Below are 23,560 nucleotides of genomic sequence, written 5' to 3' on the forward strand. Positions count from 1 at the left end.
GAAGGCGGCGGTCAAACCGACCTTGATTGGGTTTTAGCGCTTGGCCCCTTGTAGAGCGGAGCTCGCTCCGCTGGGGCTTCACCGGGATAAGCAGCGGAGCAAGCTCCGCTCTACAAACAATGCGGTCTCAGTGCGGGACCGCGGTGAGTTCGGGCAGGCCGAGCGCCAGGTTGAGGTTCTGCATCGCCTGGGTGGCCGCGCCCTTGAGCAGGTTGTCCAGGGTGGACACCACCACCACGCGCTTGCCGCCCGGCGCCAGGGTGAAGCCGCCGATCTGCACGCCATGCCGGCCCGCGATGCGGCTGACCCAGGGCGCGTCGTCGACCACTTCGATCAGCGGTTCGCCGGCGTAGCGCGCCTGGTAGCGGGCCTTGATCGCCTCGCGTGTCATCGGCTGCTGCAGCCACAGGTTGACCGTCATGGTGATGCCGCGGAAGTGCGGCGCCACATGCGGCATGAACTCCACCGGCACGCCCAGATGCGCGGACACCTCGCGCTCGTGCATGTGGTCGGTCAGCGAGTACGGCATCAGGTTGTCGGCCAGCAGCGCCGGGTTGTTCTTGTCCGACGGCGTGGTGCCGGCGCCGGAATAGCCGGACACGCCGAAGCACTGCGGCGGGCCGGCCAGCTGGTCCAGCAGCGGCGCGATCGCCAGCTGCATCGCTGTGGCGTAGCAGCCCGGATTGCTGATGTGCTTCTGCCCGGCGTAGGCGCCGCGGGTCAGCTCGGGCAGGCCGTAGTACCAGCTCGGCTCGAAGCGGTAGTCGGCCGACAGGTCGACCAGCACCGTCTCGGGGCGCACCGCGGCGACCGCAGCGGCATAGGCCTGCGCCTTGCCGTTGGGCAGCGCCAGGATCACCGCGTCGGCGCCCTTGGCGGCAACCGCGTCGGCGTCCAGGTTCTCGAAGCGCAGCTCGCCGGCGTAGGCGGCGTTGTGCTCGCGCACCGGCTGGCCGTCCAGCTCGCGCGAGGACACGAAGACCAGGCGCAGCTGCGGATGGGCGGCGATCAGCTTGATCAGCTCGGTGCCGGTGTGGCCGCGGGCGCCGACGATGCCGACGGTGAAAAAAGGGGAAGTCATGCGTGTTTGTCCAGCTGGAACTGCAGATGAGCCCTGACCGCGGGCCATTCGCGGTCGAGGATGGAGAAGATCACCGTATCGCGCAGGGTGCCGTCGGCGTGGCGCCTGTGGTTGCGCAGCACGCCGTCCTGGCGCGCGCCCAGCCGCGCGATGGCCGCGCGCGAGGCATGGTTGAACCAGCTGGTCTCGAACACCACCGAGGCACAGCCCAGCGCCTCGAACGCATGCCCCAGCAGCAGCTGCTTGGCCTGCGTGTTCAGGCCGGTGCGCTGCACGCGCGGCGCATACCAGGTGTAGCCGATGCTCAGCCGCGGCACGCCCGGCTCCAGATCGTAGAAGCGCGTGCTGCCGGCGACCTTGCCCTGGGCGTCCAGCACGGCGAAGCACAGCATCGCCCCGCGCGCCTGCTGTTCCAGCGCGTCGGCGATATAGCCGTCCACCGCCTCGACCTTGGGCACGCCGGTGTACCACAGCGCCGGCAGCACGCCATCGGCCACGATCGCGCGCAGGCCCTCGGCATGCGCGCCCGACAGCGGCTCCAGCACGACGTGTTCGCCGCGCAGGGTCGGCACGGTCCGCCAGGGGTTGGCTGCGGTCTGCATCATCGTCAGCCCTCCAGTGTCGGCCGGCGCGTGGCGCAGTGGGCCACGCAGCGCTGGATCTGGGCGAAGTCGTCCATGCCGTACCAGAACACCTTCCACTTCTGCTGCTTGAAGCAGCCGTCGGACTCGGCGTAGTAGAAGATGTTGACCTGGTTGTTGTGGCGCGAGCGCCAGAACAGCTGCGGGGTCTCCTCGCGCATCACGTTCCACACCGCACGGCCCAGGCCCTCGCCCTGCGCATCGTCGGACACGGCGAACTTGTCCAGGTAGACCATGCCCTCGCCTTCGGTGAGCAGGATGGCGGTGCGGTAGTTCTCGCTGACGTAGGCGCGCAGCAGCGGCGTGTTCCGGTAGTAGTCGGGCACCAGCTTGCGGCCGAAGCTGGACTCGATCAGCGCGGTCAGCCGCGGCAGGTCCAGTTCGTCCCAGCCGGTGGCCTTGAGCACACGCTCGCCGCGGCGCACCAGGGTGCCCGACCCCTTGTGGGTGAACAGCTCCTTGGCCAGGTCCGCCGGCCGGGTGATCGACACCGAGGACTCCAGCGGCAGCTTGTCCAACAGGTCCTTGATCTGCTCGATCTTGACCTTCATGCCGCCATGGATCCACGGCTGCTGGATCAGGTGGTCGTACTCGGTGGACAGGTTGATCGAATCGATCACCTTGCCCTGCTCGTCCAGCAGCCCGCCGGTGCCGGTGAGGAAGATGATTTTGTAAGGCTGCAGTTCGCGCACCAGCTCGTTGGCGGCGAAGTCGGCGTTGATGTTGAGGATCTGGCCCGACGGGGTCTCGCCCAGGCTGGTGATCACCGGGATCGAGCCGGCCTGCAGGCTGGCCTCGATGGGCGCCAGGTTCACCGCCTTGACCTCACCCACCAGCCCGTAGGTGGCCTGATCCAGGTAATCGGCCTCGAACACGCCGCCGGTGATGGAGGTCGCCCGCGCGCCGGCGGCCTGCAGCGCCTCGACCAGCTTGAGGTTGGAGGACTGGAACACGCGGCGCACGATCGCCAGGCCTTGCGGCGAGGTCACGCGCAGGCCGTTGATGGTGTGCTTCTCGATGCCGGCGGCGGCCAGCTCGGCGTCCAGCTGCGGGCCGGCGCCGTGCAGCACGATCGGGGTCAGGCCGACCTCCTGCAGGAAGGTCAGCGAGGAGGTCAGGTCGTCCAGCTCGTCGCGCAGGACGGCGCCGCCGACCTTCACCACCGCGAAGCGCTTGGCGTCCAGCTGCGAGAAGCGCTTGAGGTACTGGCTGATCTCCTTCGCGCTGGCCATGCTGGAGAGCAGGCGCACGATGGTCTGGCGGGTCTGGGCGTTGGCGACGGGGATGTTCACGGTGTGCGCAAGTCTGGAAAGGAGGGGGAAGACGCGGCGTTAGCGGCCGTTGATGATGCGATCGACGGATTGCACGTAGCGCTCGAGCTGCTCCAGCGTCACGAACTCGTCGGCGGTGTGCGCCTGGGCGATGTCGCCCGGCCCGAAGACCAGCGCGGTGTAGCCGCCGGCGGAGAACAACGAGGCCTCGGTCCAGAAGTCCACCGCGTTGCCGATCGGCAGGCCGAGTTCGTCGGCGACATCGCGTGCGGCCAGGCGACGTTCCTCCGCGCGGGCGATATCGCCGGAGGGCAGGCTCGGGCCGCGGAAGGTTTCCTCGAAGTGCGCCGCGGCCGGCTCGGCGAAGCCGGCGAAGGTGGCCAGCAGGTCGTCGATGTCCATCGAGGGCAGCGGCCGGAAGCCGAAGCGCAGCTCGGCGCTCGGCGCGATCATGTTGGCCTTGATGCCGCCCTCGACCCGGCCGATGTTGAAGCGCAGGCCGGTCAGCCCGCCGAAGCGAGCGTGGGCCAGCGACTCGACATGGTCCAGCGCCCTGCCGCCCCAGCGCATGGCCTGGTGCAGCGCGCTGGCCGAGGGATCCTGCTTGCCCGAGGCATGGCCGGCGCGGCCGCTGAACTTCATCAGCACCGAGCTGATGCCGCGATGGGCCAGCACCGCCTCGCCCATGGTCGGCTCGGCCACCAGCACCGCCTCGTAGGGCAGCTGGCGGGCCAGGAACGCGGCGATGCAGCGCGGGTCGTTGGCCTCCTCGTCGGAGGAGAACAGGAAGGCCGCGTCGCCGTCGCCGGCATTGGCCGCGGCGACCAGCGCGGCCGCCGCGCCCTTGATGTCGCACACGCCCAGACCGATCACGCGATCGGACTGGCGCCGCATCACGTGCGGATCGGCACTCCAGTGCGGCGAATCCGGCACCGTGTCCAGATGCACGTTGAACAGGTACTTCGGCGTCCCGCGCACGGCGTAGAAGCTGATCGCGCCGGCGCCGTGATCGATCACCTCGACCTTGAAGCCCGGCAGCTGCTGGCGCAGGTAGTCGAAGATGCCGCCGGTGGTCAGCGCACGCGGCGGGTTGCGGGTGTCGAAGGACACCAGCTTCTCCAGATGCGTCAGCGTGGTTTCGAGCAGGGTCGTCATGGGGCGGGCAGTAAGTGATGGGACGAGAAGTGAGGAGTGAGCGGGGCCGCGCGGCCCTGCCCTTCGGCTCAAGGTGAGGGTGCGGCGAGCTGCGCGGCGTTGCGGCTGTAGAGCTCCATGTCCAGCTTCTCCATCAGCCGGTCCGGCCGGGCGGCCGGCTGGAAGCCGAACTGCGCGTACAGGCCGTGCGCATCCCAGGTGGCCAGCATGAAGCGGCGCAGGTCCTGCAGCCGCGGATGGGCCATGACGGCCTGCATCAGCTGCTTGCTGTAGCCCTTGCCGCGCTGGTCTTCCAGCACGAACACATCGGCCAGGTAGGCGAAGGTGGCGCCGTCGGTGATGACCCGCGCGAACGCCACCTGCCCTGCCCCGTCCACATAGCCGCCGAAGCACAGCGACCCGTCGATGGCGCGCTGCACGGTGTCGCGCGGGATGTCCCGGCTCCAGTAGGCCTCGGACGAGAGGAAGCGGTGGATCAGCGCCACGTCCAGTTCCTGCTTGTCGGTGCTGATGCGCAATGGGGACTGCATGGTGTCGGGATCCTTCATGGAACGCATCGGGCGCATGGACTCGGCTGCCACATGCGTGGGGATCAGGCCGGCGCCGCTCACGTGGCGTAGAACCAGGCCGTACGGATCAGGCTGTCCTCGACCTCGAACACCGCCATGGTCTCCTGCGCCTGCGCACCGAGTCCGTGGATCCGCTCGTGATCGAACACCATCCGGCCCAGCACCGTTCGCGACAGCAGCTCCGCCCGCAAGGCCGGGTTGTTGAAGCGATGTTCGGCATAGAACGCGGCGAGCGCGTCCTTGCCCCGCAGCGCGGGCGATACGGCCGGCATCCGGTAGGACGTGAAGTCCTCGGCGAAGCAGGCAAGGAAGGCGGTCAGGTCGCGGCGGTTGTAGGCTTCGAACTGCCGCGCGACCGGATCGATCACGGCGGACATGGCGGTAGGGTCCAGGTGGAATGCGGACGATCCATCCACGGATGACCGGACCGAAGCCCGGCCACCCGCGGCGCGACTCAGGGGTTGACCTGCGCGTACAGCGTCGAGCTCATGCCGAACAGCTTGATGAAGCCTTCGGCCTCCTCCACGCCCCAGTCGGCCGACTGCGCATAGGTCGCGCCCTTGGCGTTGAGGATGTGCGGGGACTTGACCGCCACGGCCTCGACCCGGCCGCCGTCGGTGCGCAGCACCACCTCGCCGTTGACCTTGGCCTGCGAGGACTTCAGGAAGGCCTCGATGTCGGTCTTGAGCGGGTCGTGGTAGAAGCCTTCGTACACCAGCTCGACCCACTTGCGCGCCACTTCCGGCTTGAAGCGGTTCTGCTGCTTGGTCAGCACGGCATCCTCCAGCGCGCGGTGCGCGGCCAGCAGCGACACCAGGCCCGGCGCCTCGAACACGATGCGGCCCTTCAGTCCGATCACGGTGTCGCCGGTGTACACGCCGCGGCCCACGCCGTAGGGGGCGAAGAGCTTGTTGAGCTTGGCCAGGATCTTCTCGCCGGCCAGCTTTTCGCCATCCAGCGCGACGGCCTCGCCTTCGACGAAGGTCAGGGTCACCGACAGCGGCGCCTGCGGCCACTCGGCGCGCGGCGCGCACCAGCCGCGCGCGCCCTCGCCCGGGGCTTCCCAGCGATCGATCTCGCCGCCGGACATGGTCAAGCCGAGCAGGTTCTCGTTGATGGTGTAGGCCTGCTGCTTGGCGCGCACGCCGAAGCCGCGCTCCTCCAGATACTTCTGCTCGTAGGCGCGGGTCTGGGTGTGCTCCTTCTGGATCTCGCGGATCGGGGCGACGATCTCGTAATCGCCCAGCGCCTTGACCGCCAGGTCGAAGCGCACCTGGTCGTTGCCCATGCCGGTGCAGCCGTGCGCGATCGCCTTGGTGCCCAGCTCGGCGGCGCGCTTGAGCGCGGCATCGACGATCAGGTAGCGGTCGGAGACCAGCAGCGGGTACTGGCCCTGATAGCCCTCGCCGGCCCAGACGAAGGGCTTGACGAAGCCGTTCCAGATCGCCGGGCCGCCATCGACGGTGACGTGGCTGGCCGCGCCCAGCTCGGCGGCGCGCTTCTCGATGAAATCGCGCTCCTGCGCATCCACGCCGCCGGTATCGGCGAACACGGTGTGCACGGCATAGCCCTTCTCCTGCAGATAGGGAATGCAGAAGCTGGTGTCCAGGCCGCCGGAGAAGGCGAGGACGATGTCCTTGAGGCCGGGAGTGGGGACTGGGGAATCGGGAATGGGAGAAGCGGTGCTCATGGCGATTTCCTTGATGGCACGTAAAAGTGGGGGTAAAGGCTGTTGCTACGACGATTCTCTATTCCCGATTCCCGATTCCCGCTTGCGAAGCAAGCGCGGCCATGATCGCCTTCTGCACATGCAGCCGGTTCTCGGCCTCGTTGATGGCGATGCACTGGGGCGAGTCCATGACCGCGTCGGTGGCCTTGACGTTGCGGCGCAGCGGCAGGCAGTGCGAGAACACGCCATTGTTGGTCAGGGCCATCTTGGCCTCGTCCACGATGAAGTGCTTGTACGCATCGCGGATCGGCTTCTCCGGGCCCCAGTTGCCGAAGTACGGCAGCGCGCCCCAGCTCTTGGCGTAGACCACATCGGCGCCGGCATAGGCGCTTTCGATGTCGTGGCTGACCTGCAGCGAGCCGCCGCTCTCGGCGACGTTGGCCTCTGCCCAGCCCATGTAGCGCCGGTCCAGCACGTACTCGGGCGTCGGGCACAGCAGGGTCACGTCCATGCCCATGCGCGTGGCGATGGTCAGGGCCGAGTTGGCCACCGCGGTGTTGAGCGGCTTGGGGTGGTAGGTCCAGGTCAGCACGTACTTCTTGCCGCGCAGGTCGCTGGTGCCGAAGTGCTCCTGCAGCGCCATGATGTGCGCCAGCTCCTGGCATGGATGGGTGATGGTCTCCATGTTGATCACCGGCACCGGGCTGTACTTGGCGAAGCTCTTCAGCACCCGGTCCTCGCGGTCGGTGGCCCAGTCGACGAACTTCGGGAACGCGCGCACGGCCACCAGGTCGGCATAGCGGCCCAGCACCTGGGCGACCTCGGCGATGTGCTCCTCGGCCTCGCCGTCCATCACCTTGCCGAAGTCGAACTCGATCGGCCACGCGTCCTTGCCCGGCTGCAGCACCACGGCATGGCCGCCCAGCTGGAAGGTGCCCAGCTCGAAGCTGGTGCGCGTGCGCATGGACGGGTTGAAGAACACCAGCGCCACCGACTTGCCCTTCAGCTCGTTGCCCAGCTTGTTGCGTTTGAACAGCGCGGCCTGGGTCAGCAGGGCGTCCAGCTCCGGACGGCTCCAGTCCTGCGTGTTCAAGAAGTGCTTCAGCGGCATCGGATCATCCTTTGCGAGAGGTCGGGGCGCGGGGCGCGCGGTTGCGGTTGAAACCTTGGCGTCATGGAAAAACGAAAAAACCCAGCCTGTGGGCTGGGTTTTTCCGGTGTGCAGGACAAGACCTCCGGGGACCCAGCTAGTGTGCGGATTCCGGTCGGCGAGCACGCGAAGTCATGCCCGAGGCCATCCGGGCGGCGCTTGCGTACAGGTGCGAAGAGGTCTTCATCGGGCGCGCATCCTCGCACGCGCCATGCTGCGGCGCAAGGCCGCCGCGGCACTCAAGGATTGCCGGCGCGCTGCTGGCCCGGCGCATACGGCGTGACCGAGACGCGGATGCGCAGCCGGTTGCCCGGATCCTCGGGCAGGCGCGAGCGGTACTTGGTGCCCTTGTAGACGTAGTCGACGTCGTAGGCGATCGGCCGCCGGAACTCGCGCTCGACGGTGACCATGCGGCAGTTCTGCCCGGTGGTGGGCGGCTTGGCCGGGGCCTCCTCGGGCTTGGCGTTCTTCTCGTCGCTGCTGAAGACCCCCTTGACCGAATCAACCAGGCGCGCGATGCGCCCCTCCGCCTTGGGCGCGTCATCGGCCTCACCGGCCGCCGGAGGGTCGCACTGCGGCTCGCTGCGGGTGGCGCGCAGGGTCTGGTAGACCGGTTCGACCGACAGGACCTGAGCGTAGTCGATGCGCACGTTCTCCACCGGCACGACGGCGACCTGCTGCGCGGCCACCGGGAGGCATACGGACAGGCACGCGATCAGGAGGGCACGGGAAGCTGGAGGCATGCAGCGCGGGGGAGATGAGCGAGCAACGACTCCACAGTGTAGGCAGCGGTCCCACACCCACGCTGAATCCGGGCTGTCGCCCGCGGTCCGGGGTAGAATCGCTGACCTGCTTCCGCGCCCCCGCCTCCATGCCCCTGCAGTTGTTCAACACCCTCACGCGCAGCGTGCAGCCGTTCGCGCCGCTGGATCCGGCCAGCCCGACCATGTACGTGTGCGGCCCCACCGTCTACAACTACGTGCACATCGGCAACGCGCGCGGCCCGGTGGTGTTCGGCGTGCTGGCGCAGCTGCTGCGCCGCCGCTATGGCGGCCTGCGCTACGCGCGCAACATCACCGACGTGGACGACAAGATCAACGCCGCCGCGGCCGAACAGGGCGTGCCGATCAGTGCCATCACCGACAAGTTCGCCGCGGCCTACCGGGCCGACATGGCGGCCCTGGGCGTGGTGCCGCCGGACATCGAGCCGGAGGCCACCGCGCACATCCCGCAGATCATCGCCATGATCGAGCAGCTCATCGCCGGCGGCCACGCCTACGCCGCCGACGGGCACGTGCTGTTCTCGGTCGGCTCGTTCGCCCGCTACGGCCAGCTCTCGCGCCGCGACCCGGACGAACTGCTGGCCGGCGCGCGCGTGGACGTGGCGCCGTACAAGCGCGACGCCGGCGACTTCGTGCTGTGGAAGCCCTCCAGCGACGCGCTGCCCGGCTGGGACTCGCCCTGGGGCCGCGGCCGGCCGGGCTGGCACATCGAGTGCTCGGCCATGGCCGCCGCCCACCTGGGCACCACCATCGACATCCACGCCGGCGGCGTGGACCTGCAGTTCCCGCACCACGAGAACGAGGTTGCGCAGAGCGAGTGCGCGCACGGCGGGGCGGCCTTCGCGCGCTTCTGGCTGCACAACGGCATGCTCAACTTCGGCGGCGCCAAGATGAGCAAGTCGCTGGGGAACATCGAGCGCGTGCACGACCTGCTGCAACAGCACCCGCCCGAGGCGCTGCGCTACGCCCTGCTCTCGGCGCACTACCGCCAGCCGCTGGACTGGTCGGATGCGCTGATCGAGCAGTCGGTGCGCACGCTGGATCGCCTGTACGGCACGCTGCGCGACCTGGGCGAGGTCGAGGCGAGCGCCCGGATTCCCGACAGCATCGAGGCGGCGCTGGACGACGACCTCAACACGCCGCTGGCGCTGGCCGAGCTGGCGCGCATCGCCGCCGAAGCCCGCAAGGCCGAGCGCGGCGAAGACAAGGCGGCGCTGAAGGCCCAGCTGCTCGGCGCCGGCCTGGCGCTGGGCCTGCTGCAGCAGGCGCCGGCCGACTGGTTCAGCCGTGGGACCAGCGGCGATGACGATGCCCGCATCCAGGCGCTGATCGACGCGCGCGCGGCGGCAAAGCAGGCCCGCGATTTCGCCCGCGCCGATGCGATCCGCGACCAGCTCGCCAGCGAGAACATCGTGCTGGAAGACACCCCGCAGGGCGTGCGCTGGAAGCGCGGCTGATTTGGCGGTCGCCTTCTCCCGTCGGCGCCGAGCGTCCTGCGGTGAAAGGTGCACCGCAAGGCGCGAATATCGAGGCTGCGGGCCTGCGACCGCGGTCGGAGCGAAGTCCGCGCGGTGCCGAACCTCCCTGCTCCGCCCGGCCCTCACCCCACCCCTCGAGGGAGAGGGGCTGATCCCTGCACTATGGAAGACCGATGACCGACACCGTATTCCCCCTCGAACCCACCGCCGTGCAAGCGCAGGCGGCGATCAAGGAAGAGTTCGCGTTCTTCTCCGACTGGGCCGAGCGCTACCAGTATCTGATCGACCTGGGCCGCAAGCTGCCGCCCTTCCCCGATGCATGGAAGACCGATGAACACCGCCTGCTCGGCTGCCAGTCGATGGTGTGGATCGTGCCGCAGGGCAACGCGCAGCGGCTGGACTTCCAGGCGGCCAGCGACTCGGCCATCGTCTCGGGCCTGATCTACCTGGCACTGCGCGTGTACTCCGGCCGCCCGGCCGCCGAGATCCTGGCCACCGAGCCCGGCTACATCGCCGACATCGGCCTGGCCAAGCATCTCTCGCCGACCCGCAGCAACGGCCTGGCCGCGCTGCTGGCCTTCATCCAGGACACCGCCAAGGCGCAGGCCGCGTGAGCGTGCCACCGCCGGTCCCGGAAGCGGACGTCAGCGTCCGCGAAGTGCTGGCCCAGCCGGGCTTCATCCGCACCCTGGCCTACCGCATCGGCGCCATCCTCTCCTACCAGGTCGTCTCGGTCGCGGTCGGCTGGCACATCTACCAGATCACCGGCAATCCGCTGGCGCTGGGCCTGATCGGCCTGGCCGAGGTGCTGCCGTTCGTGTGCACCGCGCCGTTCGCCGGCTATCTGGTGGACCACCTGCCACGGCGCAAGCTGGGCATGGCCGCGTCCTTCGGCCTGCTGCTCACCCCGCTGATCCTGCTGTGCGTCACCCGCGGCTGGCTGCCCGCCCAGGGCGTGTGGCCGATGTACGCGGCGGTGTGCCTGACCGGCATGGTCCGCTGCTTCCTGACCCCGGTGTACAACGCGCTGTTCGCGCGGGTGCTGCAGCGCCGCCAGTACGCGCGCGGCACCAGCATCGCCAACGTGTTCTTCCAGACCGGGCTGGTGCTCGGCCCGGCGCTGGGCGGCGGCCTGGTGGCCTGGGGCGGCACCACGCTGGCCTATTCCGTCGCCGCGGTGCTGGCGGCGGTCGCCATCGGCGTGCTGGTGCCGCTGAAGGTCGAAGAGCCGGTCGCCACCGGGCCGCGCGCGCCGGTGTTCAGCAGCATCGCCGAGGGGATGCGCTTCGTGTTCTCCAACCAGATCATGCTCGGCGCGATGGCGCTGGACATGTTCTCGGTGCTGCTGGGCGGCGCGGTCTCGATGCTGCCGGCCTTCATCCACGACATCCTGCACTACGGTCCGGAAGGCTTAGGCGTCCTGCGCGCCTGCCCGTCGCTGGGCGCGGTCGCCGCGGGCCTGTGGGTCGCGCGCCACCCCATCGACAGGAACGCCGGCCGCATCCTGATGATCGCGGTGGCCGCCTTCGGCCTGTGCACGATCGCCTTCGGGTTGTCGCGGCACTTCTGGCTCTCGGCCGCGATCCTGGTCGTCTATGGCCTGTGCGACGGCGTGTCGATGGTGCTGCGCGGGACGATCATGCAGCTGGCCACGCCCGATGAGATGCGCGGCCGCGTGTCGTCGATCAACAGCATCTTCATCAGCTCGTCCAACGAGCTGGGCGCGTTCTACGACGGGGTGATGGCGCGTCTGCTCGGCCTGGTGCCGGCGGTGGTGCTGGGCGGCTGCGTGACGCTGTGCGTGGTCGGCATCACCGCGTTCAAGGCCCCCAAGCTGCGCGGCCTGGCGATCAAGGATCTACAGTAGAGCGGAGCTTGCTCCGCTGCTTTCCGTACAGATCTTTAGGAAAGCCTCAGCGGAGCGAGCTCCGCTCTACCGGGAGGCGGGTGCTACCAGATCAGGTCGTCCGGGACCTGGTACTTCGGGTCGGCGTAGGGATCGTCCTCGGCCGGGGCGTTGGGATCGACCTTGAGCGCGACCGCCTGGGGGAAGACCTCCTCGATCTGCGCCAGCAGCGCGGCCTCGACCAGCAGATAGCGCCCGGCCTGCTGCACCACGCCCAGCTCGCCGGCGTTGAGCGCCTTGAGCTGGTCGGCGGTGACGTGGATGCGCTTGATCTTGCCGCCGTAGGGGAAGTGGCGCACGACCTCGGCGGCCGGGTCGTTGAGCGTCCTGCCGACCAGCATGGCATCGACCTTGGCCCGCGCCTCGCGGCGCAGGCGGGCCTCTTCCTGCTTGAGGCGCTCGGCCTCGATGCGCTCGTCCTTTTCCTTCTGCGCGCGGATCGCATAGGCCTTGGCCAGGTCGATGTCCTCGCGCGAGCGCGGCTTGCCCGAGCGCTGCGGCTGACCGCCCGGGCGCCCGCCCTGCGGCTGCGGGCCGCGGTGGCGCGGCTGCCCGCCCGGCTTGCCGCCGGCGTGCGGGCGCCCCTCGCCCTTGCCGCCGCCCGGACGCGCGCCCTGCGGCTTGTGTCCTTGCGACGGCTTGCCGCCGGGCTTGCGCTCGGCCGGGCGCTCGGGCTTGGGCGAAGGCTTGAAGCCCAGGCCCAGCAGCTGGTCTCGCAACGAATCGGTCATCTGTGGATCAGTTCGGTGGATCAGTAATGCGGGGGCGGCGGTTCGTCGCCCGGGTCGGAATACAGCTCGGAACGGACCTTCTTCAGGTCCGCCAGCAGGTGGCGGACCAGTTCGGCATTGCGGCTGCCCTCGGCCCTGGCGTCGGCCAGGGCCTCGCTCAGCTCGGCCAGCGCGTGCTCCTGGAAGGCCAGGCGCATCTCCAGTTCGACGAAGCGCCGCTCCAGGCTGTCCGGCAGGGGGTCGGACGGCGTGGACATTACTTGGCGATGCCGAGCAGTTCCACGTCGAAGGTCAGCGTCGCGTTCGGGCCGATGCCGCCACCCGGCGCGCCGGCATCGCCGTAGCCCAGGCTGGCCGGGATCCAGAAGCGGTACTTGGAGCCCACCGGCATCAGCTGCAGGCCTTCGGTCCAGCCCGGCACCACATTGGCCAGCGGGAAGGTCGCCGGCTCGCCGCGCTGGTAGGAGCTGTCGAACACGGTGCCGTCCAGCAGCTTGCCCTCGTAGTTCACGCGCACGGTGCTGGCGGCGGTCGGACGCTCGCCGCTGCCCTGGCGCAGCACCATGTACTGCAGGCCGGAGGGGGTGGTGACCACGCCCTTGACGTCCTTGTTCTTGCTCAGGAACGCCGCGCCCTCGTCGCGGTTGCGCTGGGACAGGCCGGCCTGGCGCTCGCTGGCGTAGGCCTGCACGGTCTGCTTGGCCTGGTCCTCGGTGAGCAGGGTGTTGCCCTTGGCCAGCACGGTGCGCACGGCCTGCATGACCACCGGCAGTTCGACCTCGTCCTTCAGCGAGGCCAGCTTGGGGCCGACCATGTAGCTGCCGATCAGCTGACCGACGTGCTGCTTGTTCACGGCCGGCGGCTGGGCGCCCGGCGGCTGGCCCGGCGGGGTCTGGCCGGCCTTGGCGGCCATGTTGGCGCGCAGCGCGGTATCGGTGGCCTGGGCCTCGGCTTCGCTCAGGGTGGGCTTCTCGCCCTTCATGGCGCCCTGCAGGGCCTGCTGCAGCGAGGCCGGGTCGATGTAGTCGGCGATCGGCGCGAACGAGCGGCCGATGTCCATGCCGATGGCATAGCTCACCTTGTCACGCTGGGTCTCCAGCGTGGTCTTGTCCTGCGCCATCGCAGTGCCTGCGATCAGGGCCGAAGCCAGGCCGAGGCCCGCCACCCAAGTGCCAATCGATTTCATCCAGTGCATCCCTCGTGCGACAAAAAGCGCCGGGGCTCCCGGCGCGACAGACGCACATTGTGGCATGCACGGCGGCGCTGCCGCTTTGCAGCACGTGGCACCACCCCTGCCATTGGTTGGGGAAAAAAACAGGGGACGGCGCTTGACGCCGCTCGCTTTGGTGTTATAGTCACCTACAACACCACTAACCCAAAGCAGAGAAAGCGATGGACAAGCGTCTCAGGACCTCCCCGACCGTGGCCTTCGCGCTCCTGCTGCTGGCCATGGGCACCGTCGGCCTGTTCGGCCATCTGCGTGCCGCTTCGGCCGTTTCGCTGACGACCGCCGCGGCCGCCCCCGCCCTGCCGCAGGTGCTGGACGACACCGCCGCGGCCACCGCCTCACCCGCCCAGGACGGCACCCGCGCACGACGGCACTCGCTGTCGATGCCCTACTTCTCCTTTGCCCGACTGCTGCGACCCGGGAGCTGAACCATGACACCCATCCAGTGGAGCGACGGCGCTCCCATCTACCGCCAACTCAAGGAAAAGGTCATCGCCATGATGCTCGATGGTGAACTCAAGCCCGGCGACGCCCTGCCCTCGGTGCGCCAGGTGGCCGCCGAATACCAGCTCAACCCCATCACCGTCTCTCGCGCATACCAGGAACTGGCCGACGAGGCCTTGGTCGAGAAGCGGCGCGGCCTGGGCATGTTCGTCACCGAGGAGGCCGCCAAGAAACTGCTGGCCACCGAGCGCGAGCGCTTTCTCAAGGACGAATGGCCGGCCGTGGCCGAACGCATCGCCCGCCTGGGCCTGACCTTCGAAGAATTGCCCAAGGGAGGCAATCCATGAATGCCGTGACCACCCCGGTCGTGCAGGCCAGCGACCTGCGCAAGACCTACCGCAACAAGGCCGCGCTGGACGGCGCCAGCTTCCTGATCGAATCCGGCCGCATCGTCGGCCTGATCGGCCCCAACGGCGCCGGCAAGACCACCGCGCTCAAGGCGATCCTGGGCCTGACCCCGTTCGAGGGCGAGCTGAAGGTGCTGGGCATGGACCCGCGCCATAGCCGCGACGCATTGATGCGCGAGGTCTGCTTCATCGCCGACGTGGCCGTGCTGCCGCGCTGGATGAAGGTGTCCGAGGCCATCGACTTCGTCGGCGGCGTGCATCCCCGCTTCGACCGGGCCAAGTGCCTGCGCTTCCTCGAGGGCACCCAGCTCAAGCCCAACCTGCGGGTGCGCGAGATGTCCAAGGGCATGATCGTGCAGCTGCACCTGGCCCTGGTGATGGCCATCGACGCCCGGCTGCTGGTGCTGGACGAACCGACCCTGGGCCTGGACATCCTCTATCGCAAGCAGTTCTACCAGCGCCTGCTGGAAGACTACTTCGACGAGGACAAGACGATCATCGTCACCACCCACCAGGTGGAGGAGATCGAACACATCCTCACCGATGTGATGTTCATCCGCGACGGGCGCATCGCCCTGACCGCGACCATGGACGAGGTCGGCTCGCGCTACACCGAGCTGCTGGTGTCCGAGGCCAGCGTCGAGCAGGCCCGCAGCCTGCGCCCGATCGACCAGCGCGCCCTGCCGTTCGGCAAGACGGTGATGCTGTTCGACGGCGTGCCGCGCGCGCAGCTCGACGCCCTGGGCGAAACCCGCAACCCCGGCCTGGCCGATCTGTTCGTGGCCATCATGAAAGGAACCTACGCATGAACGCCCCTGCCCGCACATTGACCAAGCCCGGCGTGTTCGCCTGGCTGCTGCGCCGCGAATACTGGGAAAACCGCGGCGGCTTCCTCTGGGCCCAGGTGATCACCGGCGGCATCGTGCTGTTCTTCGCCGCGCTGGGCGCGGTGATCGGCGCGATCCAGATGCGCAGCCACATGGGCGGCGACACCGTGGGGAGCGACTTCAGCAAGCTGGCCACCGGCTACGGCATCGCCGGCGACATCGCGCTGCTGTCCGGCTTCGCCATCGCCAGCGTGGTGGTCGCCTTCGTGGTGTTCTTCTACTGCCTGGGCAGCCTGTACAACGACCGCCACGACCGCAGCGTGCTGTTCTGGAAGTCGCTGCCGGTGTCGGACACGATGACGGTCGCCTCCAAGCTGACCTGGGCGCTGCTGCTGACGCAGGTGGTGTCGCTGGTGGTCGGCCTGCTGGTCGGGCTGGGCCTGTGGGTGATCATCGCCGTGGCCTCCTCGGCGGCCGGTCTGCCCGGCGCCGGCGCGATCTTCACCGCCTCGCATCCGTTCCGCATCATCGGCTCTGTGCTGGCCACCCTGCCCATCTACATGCTGTGGTCGCTGCCGGCGATCGGCTGGCTGATGCTGTGCTCGGCCTGGGCGCGGCGCGTGCCCTTCCTGTGGGCGGTGCTGGTGCCGCTGCTGCTGTGCCTGGTGGTCAGCATCATGGCGGCGATGCCGGGCGTGCGCCTGCCGCTGGGTCCGGTCTGGTACACGGTGATGTACCGCGGCCTGCTGAGCGTGATCCCGGGCATGTGGCAGCCGGCGCGCATGGCCCACAACGAGACAGCCGAGAGCGCACTCAACGCCGCCGGCGATCCGACCGACAGCCTGCGCATGGGCCTGCACAACCTGACCGACCCGTCCATCTACGCCAGCGCGGACCTGTGGATCGGCGCCGCGGTCGGCATCGCGCTGATCGCCCTGGCCGTGGTCATCCGCCGCCGCCGCGACGACGCCTGATTTCCCCTTCTTCTCCTCGCAAGGATTCGACGATGCAAACGCTCACCCGCTGCCTGCTGTTCACCGCCCTGGCCGTGTCCGGCGCCACCCCGCTGCTGGCCCATGCCGCCGACGAGGCGCATTGCAAGTTCTCCGAGCCGCGCAAGCTCGATCTTGACCTGGCCGGGGCCAAGTCGGTGCTGTTCAAGGTCGGCTCCAACGACCTCAAGCTCAAGGCGTCGGCCGGCGCCTCCGGCGCGCTCTCCGGACGCGCGTGCGCGGCCAGCCAGGACCGCCTCAAGGACCTGACCCTGACCCAGCAGCGCCAAGGCGACAAGCTGGTGGTCAGCCTGGCCGAGGACCGGCCGCTGCGCTTCTCCATGGGCGAGAGCTATACCTACCTGGACATCAGCGGCACCGTGCCCGCCGATGTGCTGGTACAGCTGGACGTCGGTTCGGGCGATGCGACGCTGGACGGCGCCAGGGCGGCCAGCGCCGATGTGGGTTCGGGCGATGTGGAGCTGCGCGACATCGCCGGGCCGGTCACCGCCAAGGTCAACTCCGGCGATCTGAAGCTGCATGGCGCCGGCAGCCTCAGGCTGCTCTCGATCGGCTCGGGCGATGTCGAGGGCGATCGCATCGGCGGCGCGGTCGAGGTCGGCGATGTCGGTTCGGGCGACCTGACCCTGCGCCAGACCGGCGCGGTGACGGTGAAGTCGATCGGCTCGGGCGACGTCGGCCTGCGCGGTGTGTCCGGGAACGTCGAGGTCGGCTCGATCGGCTCGGGCGACCTGCGCGTGGATGACGTGCGCGGCAACTTCACCGTCCACAGCGTCGGCAGCGGCGATGTCGACACCGGGCACGTCAGCGGCACGGTCAGCGTCCCCAAGGACCGCTGAACTCCACATCCACTTCCTGCAAGGAACCATCCGCCATGAAGATGTCCCCGTTGCGCGTGATGCTGAGCACCGGCGTGCTGATCCTGGCCGCCTGCCAGCCGGCCACGAACGGCCTGGCCGAGGCCCAGAAGGGCCTGGAAAAGGCCTCGGCCGAGATGGAAGACAGCAAGGGCGAGCTGGCCAAGGCCCAGAAGAAGCTGGCCACCGAGAACTTCTCGCTGAAGGACGATGGCAGCCACCTGCCCAAGGCCGAACTGACCCCGGACGGCGAACTGCTGATCGAGGGCAAGCCGGTGCCGATGAACGCCGAGCAGAAGGCGCTGGGCCGGGCCTATCGCACGCAGATCCAGAGCGTGGCCCGCGACGGCATCGCCATCGGCCTGGAAGGCGCCAAGCTCGGCATCGACGCCGCCGCCAGCGCGCTCAAGGGCGTGCTGTCCGGAAAGTCCGACGATGAGATCAGCAAGCAGACCGAGGCCACCGTCAAGGAGAAGATCAAGCCACGCGTCCAACAGCTGTGCGCGCGCATGCCGGCCCTGCTGCAGGCGCAGCAGGCCTGGGCCGCGGCCCAGCCGGAGTTCCGGCCGTACGCGACCATGGACGAAAGCGACGTCAAGGACTGCATGAACAAGCAGGACTGGGACTTCTGACGACAATGCGGCCGCGATGGGCAAGGGCGTCACGGGGCACGGTGCTTACAATGCGCCTCATGTCCAGATTCCTTCGCCCGTCCCTGCTCGCGGCCGCGGCCGCGCTCGTCCTGACCGCCTGCGGCAACGGCGGCCAGCCTTCGGCCCGCGCCGAGCGCATGAAGCCGGCCACCTCGGTGACCACGATGGAGGTCATCCTGCGCCAGTCGCCGGGCGCGCCGGTGGGCATCGGTCCGGGCGGGACGCTGAAGATCGACGACGTGGTGCTGCCGCAATCGTCGGAAAAAACCGCCGAGCTGCAGCACTACTTCGGCCAGCTGCAGATGCGTCGTCAGCAGGTGCTCGACCAGCTGCAGGCCAGCGGCGGCAAGCCGGTCACCATCGCGCCCGACGCGCAGCTGCGTACCCTGCAGCAGCAGCTGCTGACGGATTTCCCCGAGCTGCGCGCCTACTCGGCCAGCATGGAGACCATCCGGCTCGAGGCCCGCTGAGTCGGCGGTTCGAGGGGCGCTGACAGGCGCCCGATCCAGAGACCTGCCAGCACGCCGGCAGGGGCAGCGCAGTGCGTGGCACGCCGTTCTTCGGCGGCCTCATCGAGCAGTTGAAATCGACACGTATAGCCCACCGCACGTTCCCGATCGAGGAGAGCGCGATGCTCAAGGTTTGCCGTTTTCCTGTCCTGGCCCTCTGCCTGGGCGCCGCCCTGTCCGCCGCCGCCGGGGTGCCGACCGCGCGTTCGGTGACTCCGCGTTTCGAACCCGGCGCCTGCCCGGCGACAGTCGCCAAGGACGAGCGCATCGACTGCGGCGTGCTGATCGTTGCCGAGAACCGGCAGGCCCGCCAGACCCGGCCGATCCGCCTGCCGGTGATGATCTTCCGCAGTACCGCCGCCGCGCCCGCGCCGGATCCGGTGGTTTACCTGCCGGGCGGACCGGGCCTGAGCAGCGTGGAAGGCCGGGTCTCGGGGAAAGGCAATCCGTTTCTCGCCGAGCGCGATCAGATCCTGCTCGAGGGCCGCGGCAACCTGTACGCCGAGCCGTCGCTGGCGTGCCCGGAACTGAACACCTTGCGCGCCTCCGCTGCGGCTTCGGCAGCGCAGACCGCGGCCGCGGCGCGCTGCCGTGCGGCCCTGTCCGCGGCGGGCATCGATCTGGACGGCTATACCTACGGGCAGACCGCCGATGACCTGGAGGACCTGCGTCGACTGCTGGGTATCGCGCAGTGGAATCTGATCGGCTATTCCTCCGGCACCCGCCTGGTGCAGACCGTGCTGGCGCGCCATCCGCAAGGCGTTCGCAGCGCGATCCTCGATTCGGTGCTGCCGATCGACATCCACTACGACGAAATGGCGACGGCCGCGCTGCAGCGCGCGCTCGATCTGGTCTTCGATGGCTGCTCGAGCGAGCCGGCCTGCGCGACGCGCTATCCGCGGCTGCGGGAGCGTTTCGCATCGCTGGTCGCGCAGGCCGATCGTCAGGGCATCGCAGGGCCCGACGGCCAGATGCTGCGCGGGCGCGAGGTGGTGGACGCACTCGCCAGCGCACTTCAGCAGCCTGCGAAGATTCCGACGCTCCCGCGCCTGATCTCCGAAGCGGCGGACGGCCATCCGCAGGCACTGCTGGCGTTGCGCGACCAGACGCCCTCGCGCTTCAACTGGGGGCTGCGCCTGTCGATCTGGTGCAGCGAGGAAATGCCGTTCGAGTCGCCGCAGCGCATGGCCGCGCAGGTCTCGCCCGCACTGGGTCTGGGCGGCTTCGACGGCCGCACCACCACGCCCGAAATGTGCGCGGCCTGGCATGTCGCCGCCGCCGATGCCGACGCCAACGCGCCGGTCCGCAGCGAGGTGCCAACGCTCATCCTGGCCGGCGAATTCGACCCCGTCACGCCGCCGGCCTGGGGGCGGCGTCTGTTGCGGACCATGCCCAACGCGCGATTCGTCATGGTCCCCGGCCAGGCGCACGGCGCCATGTTCAACCGCTGCGGCGGGCAGCTGACCCTGGCGTTTCTGCATGATCCCAGCGCGGCGTTGGACCTGGATTGCATCGCGAAGTCGCCGGGCCTGTCGTTCGCAACGGATTGAATGCCCCGATCGAGGGCAAAGCGGACAGCGCCCGCCGGACCGCGGCCCGTCCGAAGCCGCAACACGCATCCACCGCGCCCCCTCGATACTGCGAAGAACAAAAAAAGCCGGCAAATACGCCGGCTTCTTTCATCGCGCGCAAGACGCACGGCGAATCGCGCACAGAAGACGCGACCTCAGCCGCCGCCACCGCCCGGCTTGCCGTGGATGCCGCCCTTGGCCAGCGCGGCCGGATCGAGCAGCGGCTTGAGCTGCGCCTCGCTCATCCCGGTGACCTCGATGGCCACCTCCATCACCGGCCGGTTCTGCTTGTAGGCCTGCTTGGCGATGGCCGCACCCTTCTCGTAGCCGATGACCGGATTGAGCGCGGTGACCAGGATCGGATTGCGCTCCAGCGCGGCGCGCACGTTGTCCTCGCGCACCGTCAGCCCGGCGATGGCCGAGTCGGCCAGCAGGCGCGAGACGTTGCTCAGCAGCTGCACCGATTCGAGCAGGTTGGCGGCGATCAGCGGCAGGGCCACGTTGAGCTGGAAGTTGCCGGTCTGCCCGGCCACGGTGATCGCGGTGTGGTGGCCGATGACCTGCGCGCAGACCATCACCGTGGCCTCGGGGATCACCGGATTGACCTTGCCCGGCATGATCGAGCTGCCCGGCTGCAGGGCGGGCAGCTCGATCTCGCCCAGGCCGGCCAGCGGGCCGGAGTTCATCCAGCGCAGGTCGTTGGCGATCTTGATCAGCGCCACGGCCAGCGCATTGAACTGGCCGGAGAGTTCGACCGCGTCGTCCTGCGCGGCCAGGCCCTCGAACTTGTTGGCGGCGCTCTCGAACTTGAGCCCGGTCTGCTCGCTCAGCGCCTTGGCCACCTGCTTGCCGAAGCGCGGATCGGCGTTGATGCCGGTGCCGATGGCCGTGCCGCCCAGCGGCAGCCGGCGCAGGCGCTTGAGCGCATCGGCGATGCGGTCCTCGGCCGAGGCCAGCTGCGCGGCCCAGGCGCCGAACTCCTGGGCGAAGGTCAGCGGCATGGCGTCCATCAGATGGGTGCGGCCGGTCTTGACGATCCCGCCGGCCGCGTTGCCGCGCGCGGTGATGGTCTTGCGCAGGTGCTTGAGCGCCGGCAGCAGGTCCTCGACCACGGCTAGCTGCGCGCTGACGCGGATCGCGGTGGGCACCACGTCGTTGGAGCTCTGGCCCAGGTTGACGTGGTCGTTGGGATGCACGGCCTGCGCCGCCTTCTTCGCCCCCTCGCCCTTGCCGCTGGCGCGCGAGGCCAGGTTGGCGATGACCTCGTTGGCGTTCATGTTGGACGAGGTGCCCGAACCGGTCTGGTAGATGTCGATCGGGAAGTGCGCATCGTAGGCGCCGTCGGCCACCTCCAGCGCGGCCTTGCGCACCGCCTTGGCGGTGGCCTTGGGCAGCAGGCCCAGCTCGGCATTGACCTGCGCGGCGGCGGCCTTGATCAGCCCCAGGGCGCGGATGAAGCCGCGCGGCATCGGCCGGCCGGAGATGGGGAAGTTCTGCACGGCGCGCTGGGTCTGCGCACCCCACAGGGCCTCGGCGGGCACCTGCAGCTCGCCCATGCTGTCGTGTTCTAGACGGACCTTGTTCGACATCAGCGTGTTTCCTTCTGTTTCGAGGGCTACGGCTGGCACGCGCGTGTTGCGCAGCGGCTGGCTGGACGCGGCGAAGGATACGCCCCGGGGCGTGACCCGGACGGGACGGGTAAACTGTGCGGCCCACCCGCCACGCCAGGCCTGCGCACCGCGCGCCGGCGTCCGCCCCGCTTCTTCCTTCGCCAGCCTGCCGCAATGACCAACGCCTCCCTGCTCGCCCTGTCCCCGCTCGACGGCCGCTACGCCACCAAGGTCGACGCGCTGCGCCCGATCTTCTCCGAGTACGGCCTGATCCGCGCCCGCATCAAGGTCGAGGTGGAATGGCTGCTGGCCCTGGCCGCCGAGCCGGGCATCGTCGAACTGGCGCCCTTCTCCGCCCAGGCCATCGCCCGGCTGCGCGCGCTGGCCGAGGACTTCAGCGTCGAGCAGGCCGCGCGGGTCAAGGAGATCGAGCGCACCACCAACCACGACGTCAAGGCCGTGGAGTACTTCATCAAGGAGCAGCTGGCCGGCGACGCCGAGCTGGGCCCGGCGCTGGAGTTCGTGCACTTCGCCTGCACCAGCGAGGACATCAACAACCTGTCCTACGGCCTGATGCTGCACCAGGCCCGCCAGCAGGTGCTGCTGCCGGCGCTGGAGGGCATCGCCGCCACGCTGCGCGCGCTCGCCCATGCCCAGGCCGACCAGCCGATGCTCTCGCGCACCCACGGCCAGACCGCCTCGCCGACCACGCTGGGCAAGGAGATCGCCAACGTCGTGGCGCGTCTGGAGCGGCAGATCCGCCAGCTCGGCGCGGTCGAGCTGACCGCCAAGATCAACGGCGCGGTGGGCAACTACAACGCCCACGCCATCAGCTACCCGGAGGTGGACTGGCCGGCCTTTGCCAAGAGCTTCGTCGAGCGCCTGGGGCTGGTGTTCAACCCCTACACCACCCAGATCGAGCCGCACGACAACGTGGCCGAGCTGGGCGATGCCGCGCGCCGGGCCAACACCATCCTGATCGACTTCTCGCGCGATGTGTGGGGCTATATCTCGCTGGGCTACTTCAGGCAGAAGCTCAAGGAAGGCGAGATCGGCTCCTCGACCATGCCGCACAAGGTCAACCCGATCGACTTCGAGAACGCCGAAGGCAACTTCGGCGTGGCCAATGCGCTGTTCGAGCACTTCAGCGCCAAGCTGCCGATCAGCCGCTGGCAGCGCGACCTGACCGACTCGACCGTGCTGCGCGCGCTGGGCACGGCCTTCGGCCACACCCAGGTGGCGCTGGACTCGCTGGCCAAGGGCCTGGGCAAGCTGACCGTGGCGCCCGAGCGCCTGGAGGCCGACCTGGACGCGGCCTGGGAAGTGCTGGCCGAGGCCGTACAGACCGTCATGCGCCGCCATGGTCTGCCCAACCCGTACGAGCAGCTCAAGGCCCTGACCCGTGGCCAGGGCATCACCGCCGAGTCGATGCGCGCCTTCGTCGAGACCCTGGACCTGCCGGCGCAGGACAAGGAGCAGCTGCGCGCGCTGACCCCGGGCCGCTACACCGGCCTGGCCGCGACCCTGGCCCGCCAGATCTGACCGCTGCCGCGGTGGCCGGCGCCGAGCCATCGACGCGATCGGGCGCCAGCGCCATGCGGCTGCTGATCAACATCGACGTGCCGGACCTGGACCGCGCGCAGGCGCTGTACGGCGACGCCTTCGGCCTGCGGCCCGGACGGCGCCTGGGCGAAGGCGTGCTGGAACTGCTCGGCGCGGCCGTGCCGATCTATCTGCTGCAGGCCCCGGCCGGCACACCCGCGGCGGCCGACCGGCCGCGCGACTACGCGCGCCACTGGACGCCGGTGCACCTGGACGTGGTGGTCGACGATCTGTCCCAGGCCCTGGCCCGCGCCGAAGCGGCCGGCCTGGTGCGCGAAGGCCAGGTGCGGCAGGCCGACTGGGGCCGCATCGCCACCCTGCACGACCCGTTCGGCCATGGCTGGTGCCTGATCCAGTTCAGCGCGCAGGGCTACGCGGCGATCGCACGCTGAGCCACTCCCGTGCC

26 protein-coding genes are annotated in these 23,560 nt (G+C 69.3%); 13 read left to right on the top strand and 13 right to left on the bottom strand.

The features are described from left to right. Positions 1–127: 127 nt before the first annotated feature. The 9 genes from argC to WFQ05_RS09285 all read right to left on the bottom strand — a co-directional run bounded on the left by argC (position 128) and on the right by WFQ05_RS09285 (position 8,279). The gene (gene argC / locus WFQ05_RS09245) at positions 128–1,081 is read right to left on the bottom strand and encodes an N-acetyl-gamma-glutamyl-phosphate reductase (RefSeq protein WP_337053581.1); all 954 of its coding nucleotides are present in this window, start codon (positions 1,079–1,081) and stop codon (positions 128–130) included. Continuing rightward, positions 1,078–1,683, bottom strand: coding sequence for a GNAT family protein (locus tag WFQ05_RS09250; RefSeq protein WP_337053772.1), 606 nt, complete (start codon positions 1,681–1,683; stop codon positions 1,078–1,080). Before WFQ05_RS09250 ends, argC begins: the two co-directional genes overlap by 4 nt. 5 nt (positions 1,684–1,688) lie before the next feature. Beyond that, positions 1,689–2,954: an acetylglutamate kinase gene (locus WFQ05_RS09255; RefSeq protein WP_337053773.1), complete on the bottom strand. Its 1,266-nt coding sequence runs from the start codon at positions 2,952–2,954 to the stop codon at positions 1,689–1,691. Positions 2,955–3,053: 99 nt separating this feature from the next. Next, on the bottom strand, positions 3,054–4,148 hold the full coding sequence (locus WFQ05_RS09260) for an acetylornithine deacetylase (RefSeq protein WP_131659680.1): 1,095 nt from the start codon (positions 4,146–4,148) through the stop codon (positions 3,054–3,056). Positions 4,149–4,216: 68 nt separating this feature from the next. Then, positions 4,217–4,678 carry a GNAT family N-acetyltransferase gene (locus tag WFQ05_RS09265; protein WP_130523050.1) on the bottom strand — a complete coding sequence of 154 codons (462 nt, stop codon included), beginning with the start codon at positions 4,676–4,678 and terminating at the stop codon, positions 4,217–4,219. Between the two features lie 77 nt (positions 4,679–4,755). Continuing rightward, complete coding sequence (locus tag WFQ05_RS09270; protein ID WP_337053582.1) at positions 4,756–5,094, bottom strand: nuclear transport factor 2 family protein; 339 nt, start codon at positions 5,092–5,094, stop codon at positions 4,756–4,758. Positions 5,095–5,171: 77 nt separating this feature from the next. Continuing rightward, complete coding sequence (locus WFQ05_RS09275) at positions 5,172–6,413, bottom strand: argininosuccinate synthase (protein ID WP_337053774.1); 1,242 nt, start codon at positions 6,411–6,413, stop codon at positions 5,172–5,174. Positions 6,414–6,465: 52 nt separating this feature from the next. Then, the gene (locus WFQ05_RS09280) at positions 6,466–7,497 is read right to left on the bottom strand and encodes an N-acetylornithine carbamoyltransferase (RefSeq protein WP_337053583.1); all 1,032 of its coding nucleotides are present in this window, start codon (positions 7,495–7,497) and stop codon (positions 6,466–6,468) included. Positions 7,498–7,775: 278 nt separating this feature from the next. Beyond that, positions 7,776–8,279, bottom strand: a complete 504-nt coding sequence (locus WFQ05_RS09285) for a hypothetical protein (protein ID WP_228257898.1) — start codon at positions 8,277–8,279, stop codon at positions 7,776–7,778. 128 nt (positions 8,280–8,407) lie between these two features. Here WFQ05_RS09285 and cysS point away from each other — a divergent pair, with 128 nt between their 5' ends. The 3 genes from cysS to WFQ05_RS09300 all read left to right on the top strand — a co-directional run bounded on the left by cysS (position 8,408) and on the right by WFQ05_RS09300 (position 11,663). Beyond that, positions 8,408–9,775: a cysteine--tRNA ligase gene (gene cysS, locus WFQ05_RS09290; RefSeq protein ID WP_337053584.1), complete on the top strand. Its 1,368-nt coding sequence runs from the start codon at positions 8,408–8,410 to the stop codon at positions 9,773–9,775. Positions 9,776–9,969: 194 nt separating this feature from the next. Then, positions 9,970–10,410, top strand: coding sequence for a SufE family protein (locus WFQ05_RS09295; protein ID WP_337053585.1), 441 nt, complete (start codon positions 9,970–9,972; stop codon positions 10,408–10,410). Next, on the top strand, positions 10,407–11,663 hold the full coding sequence (locus WFQ05_RS09300) for an MFS transporter (protein ID WP_337053586.1): 1,257 nt from the start codon (positions 10,407–10,409) through the stop codon (positions 11,661–11,663). Before WFQ05_RS09295 ends, WFQ05_RS09300 begins: the two co-directional genes overlap by 4 nt. Before the next feature lie 83 nt (positions 11,664–11,746). On the opposite strand, the gene WFQ05_RS09305 is transcribed toward WFQ05_RS09300, so the two are convergent. From WFQ05_RS09305 to WFQ05_RS09315, 3 genes are read right to left on the bottom strand one after another with little or no spacing between them, the layout of a single operon-like run. Then, positions 11,747–12,433, bottom strand: coding sequence for a DUF2058 family protein (locus WFQ05_RS09305; protein ID WP_337053587.1), 687 nt, complete (start codon positions 12,431–12,433; stop codon positions 11,747–11,749). Positions 12,434–12,453: 20 nt separating this feature from the next. Beyond that, a complete protein-coding gene (locus WFQ05_RS09310; protein ID WP_130517917.1) occupies positions 12,454–12,690 on the bottom strand; it encodes a SlyX family protein in 237 nt (78 codons plus the stop codon). Further along, positions 12,690–13,619 (bottom strand): FKBP-type peptidyl-prolyl cis-trans isomerase, encoded by a 930-nt coding sequence (locus tag WFQ05_RS09315; RefSeq protein ID WP_130517915.1) that lies wholly within the window; start codon positions 13,617–13,619, stop codon positions 12,690–12,692. Before WFQ05_RS09315 ends, WFQ05_RS09310 begins: the two co-directional genes overlap by 1 nt. A 206-nt stretch (positions 13,620–13,825) precedes the next feature. On the opposite strand from WFQ05_RS09315, the gene WFQ05_RS09320 reads away from it, so the two are divergent. From WFQ05_RS09320 to WFQ05_RS09355, 8 genes are all read left to right on the top strand, one after another. Then, positions 13,826–14,089 carry a hypothetical protein gene (locus WFQ05_RS09320; RefSeq protein WP_337053588.1) on the top strand — a complete coding sequence of 88 codons (264 nt, stop codon included), beginning with the start codon at positions 13,826–13,828 and terminating at the stop codon, positions 14,087–14,089. Positions 14,090–14,092: 3 nt separating this feature from the next. Then, entirely contained in the window at positions 14,093–14,452 is a 360-nt protein-coding gene (locus WFQ05_RS09325; RefSeq protein ID WP_130532124.1) for a GntR family transcriptional regulator, read from the top strand. Further along, on the top strand, positions 14,449–15,321 hold the full coding sequence (locus WFQ05_RS09330) for an ABC transporter ATP-binding protein (protein WP_130522771.1): 873 nt from the start codon (positions 14,449–14,451) through the stop codon (positions 15,319–15,321). The genes WFQ05_RS09325 and WFQ05_RS09330 overlap by 4 nt, the downstream gene beginning before the upstream one ends. After that, the gene (locus tag WFQ05_RS09335) at positions 15,318–16,313 is read left to right on the top strand and encodes an ABC transporter permease (RefSeq protein ID WP_130517907.1); all 996 of its coding nucleotides are present in this window, start codon (positions 15,318–15,320) and stop codon (positions 16,311–16,313) included. Before WFQ05_RS09330 ends, WFQ05_RS09335 begins: the two co-directional genes overlap by 4 nt. Before the next feature lie 32 nt (positions 16,314–16,345). Next, positions 16,346–17,191, top strand: coding sequence for a DUF2807 domain-containing protein (locus WFQ05_RS09340; protein ID WP_234852514.1), 846 nt, complete (start codon positions 16,346–16,348; stop codon positions 17,189–17,191). A gap of 35 nt (positions 17,192–17,226) precedes the next feature. Then, positions 17,227–17,841: a hypothetical protein gene (locus tag WFQ05_RS09345; protein WP_337053589.1), complete on the top strand. Its 615-nt coding sequence runs from the start codon at positions 17,227–17,229 to the stop codon at positions 17,839–17,841. Positions 17,842–17,900: 59 nt separating this feature from the next. Next, positions 17,901–18,332 (top strand): hypothetical protein, encoded by a 432-nt coding sequence (locus WFQ05_RS09350; RefSeq protein ID WP_130522772.1) that lies wholly within the window; start codon positions 17,901–17,903, stop codon positions 18,330–18,332. A 71-nt stretch (positions 18,333–18,403) separates the two neighbouring features. Then, positions 18,404–19,921, top strand: coding sequence for an alpha/beta hydrolase (locus WFQ05_RS09355; RefSeq protein WP_337053590.1), 1,518 nt, complete (start codon positions 18,404–18,406; stop codon positions 19,919–19,921). A gap of 176 nt (positions 19,922–20,097) precedes the next feature. Here WFQ05_RS09355 and WFQ05_RS09360 read toward each other — a convergent pair whose 3' ends face one another. Beyond that, entirely contained in the window at positions 20,098–21,531 is a 1,434-nt protein-coding gene (locus WFQ05_RS09360) for a class II fumarate hydratase (protein ID WP_337053591.1), read from the bottom strand. Between the two features lie 195 nt (positions 21,532–21,726). Between WFQ05_RS09360 and purB the strand changes: the two genes are divergently transcribed. Then, a complete protein-coding gene (gene purB, locus WFQ05_RS09365; RefSeq protein ID WP_130517898.1) occupies positions 21,727–23,094 on the top strand; it encodes an adenylosuccinate lyase in 1,368 nt (455 codons plus the stop codon). Positions 23,095–23,147: 53 nt separating this feature from the next. After that, positions 23,148–23,546, top strand: coding sequence for a VOC family protein (locus WFQ05_RS09370; protein ID WP_337053592.1), 399 nt, complete (start codon positions 23,148–23,150; stop codon positions 23,544–23,546). The last annotated feature ends 14 nt before the right edge of the window (positions 23,547–23,560 follow it).

Source organism: Pseudoxanthomonas sp. USHLN014 (genome assembly GCF_037153335.1).
GTDB lineage: Bacteria > Pseudomonadota > Gammaproteobacteria > Xanthomonadales > Xanthomonadaceae > Pseudoxanthomonas_A > Pseudoxanthomonas_A winnipegensis.

Coding starts and splice junctions, on each gene's coding strand:
- WFQ05_RS09350 (WP_130522772.1), top strand. CDS start 17,901: ATGTCCAGATTCCTTCGCCCGTCCCTGCTCGCGGCCGCGGCCGCGCTC.
- WFQ05_RS09250 (WP_337053772.1), bottom strand. CDS start 1,683: ATGCAGACCGCAGCCAACCCCTGGCGGACCGTGCCGACCCTGCGCGGC.
- cysS (WP_337053584.1), top strand. CDS start 8,408: ATGCCCCTGCAGTTGTTCAACACCCTCACGCGCAGCGTGCAGCCGTTC.
- WFQ05_RS09255 (WP_337053773.1), bottom strand. CDS start 2,954: ATGGCCAGCGCGAAGGAGATCAGCCAGTACCTCAAGCGCTTCTCGCAG.
- WFQ05_RS09325 (WP_130532124.1), top strand. CDS start 14,093: ATGACACCCATCCAGTGGAGCGACGGCGCTCCCATCTACCGCCAACTC.
- WFQ05_RS09270 (WP_337053582.1), bottom strand. CDS start 5,094: ATGTCCGCCGTGATCGATCCGGTCGCGCGGCAGTTCGAAGCCTACAAC.
- WFQ05_RS09320 (WP_337053588.1), top strand. CDS start 13,826: ATGGACAAGCGTCTCAGGACCTCCCCGACCGTGGCCTTCGCGCTCCTG.
- argC (WP_337053581.1), bottom strand. CDS start 1,081: ATGACTTCCCCTTTTTTCACCGTCGGCATCGTCGGCGCCCGCGGCCAC.
- WFQ05_RS09305 (WP_337053587.1), bottom strand. CDS start 12,433: ATGACCGATTCGTTGCGAGACCAGCTGCTGGGCCTGGGCTTCAAGCCT.
- WFQ05_RS09315 (WP_130517915.1), bottom strand. CDS start 13,619: ATGAAATCGATTGGCACTTGGGTGGCGGGCCTCGGCCTGGCTTCGGCC.
- WFQ05_RS09265 (WP_130523050.1), bottom strand. CDS start 4,678: ATGCAGTCCCCATTGCGCATCAGCACCGACAAGCAGGAACTGGACGTG.
- WFQ05_RS09295 (WP_337053585.1), top strand. CDS start 9,970: ATGACCGACACCGTATTCCCCCTCGAACCCACCGCCGTGCAAGCGCAG.
- WFQ05_RS09330 (WP_130522771.1), top strand. CDS start 14,449: ATGAATGCCGTGACCACCCCGGTCGTGCAGGCCAGCGACCTGCGCAAG.
- WFQ05_RS09280 (WP_337053583.1), bottom strand. CDS start 7,497: ATGCCGCTGAAGCACTTCTTGAACACGCAGGACTGGAGCCGTCCGGAG.
- purB (WP_130517898.1), top strand. CDS start 21,727: ATGACCAACGCCTCCCTGCTCGCCCTGTCCCCGCTCGACGGCCGCTAC.
- WFQ05_RS09285 (WP_228257898.1), bottom strand. CDS start 8,279: ATGCCTCCAGCTTCCCGTGCCCTCCTGATCGCGTGCCTGTCCGTATGC.
- WFQ05_RS09360 (WP_337053591.1), bottom strand. CDS start 21,531: ATGTCGAACAAGGTCCGTCTAGAACACGACAGCATGGGCGAGCTGCAG.
- WFQ05_RS09260 (WP_131659680.1), bottom strand. CDS start 4,148: ATGACGACCCTGCTCGAAACCACGCTGACGCATCTGGAGAAGCTGGTG.
- WFQ05_RS09340 (WP_234852514.1), top strand. CDS start 16,346: ATGCAAACGCTCACCCGCTGCCTGCTGTTCACCGCCCTGGCCGTGTCC.
- WFQ05_RS09345 (WP_337053589.1), top strand. CDS start 17,227: ATGAAGATGTCCCCGTTGCGCGTGATGCTGAGCACCGGCGTGCTGATC.
- WFQ05_RS09335 (WP_130517907.1), top strand. CDS start 15,318: ATGAACGCCCCTGCCCGCACATTGACCAAGCCCGGCGTGTTCGCCTGG.
- WFQ05_RS09310 (WP_130517917.1), bottom strand. CDS start 12,690: ATGTCCACGCCGTCCGACCCCCTGCCGGACAGCCTGGAGCGGCGCTTC.
- WFQ05_RS09370 (WP_337053592.1), top strand. CDS start 23,148: ATGCGGCTGCTGATCAACATCGACGTGCCGGACCTGGACCGCGCGCAG.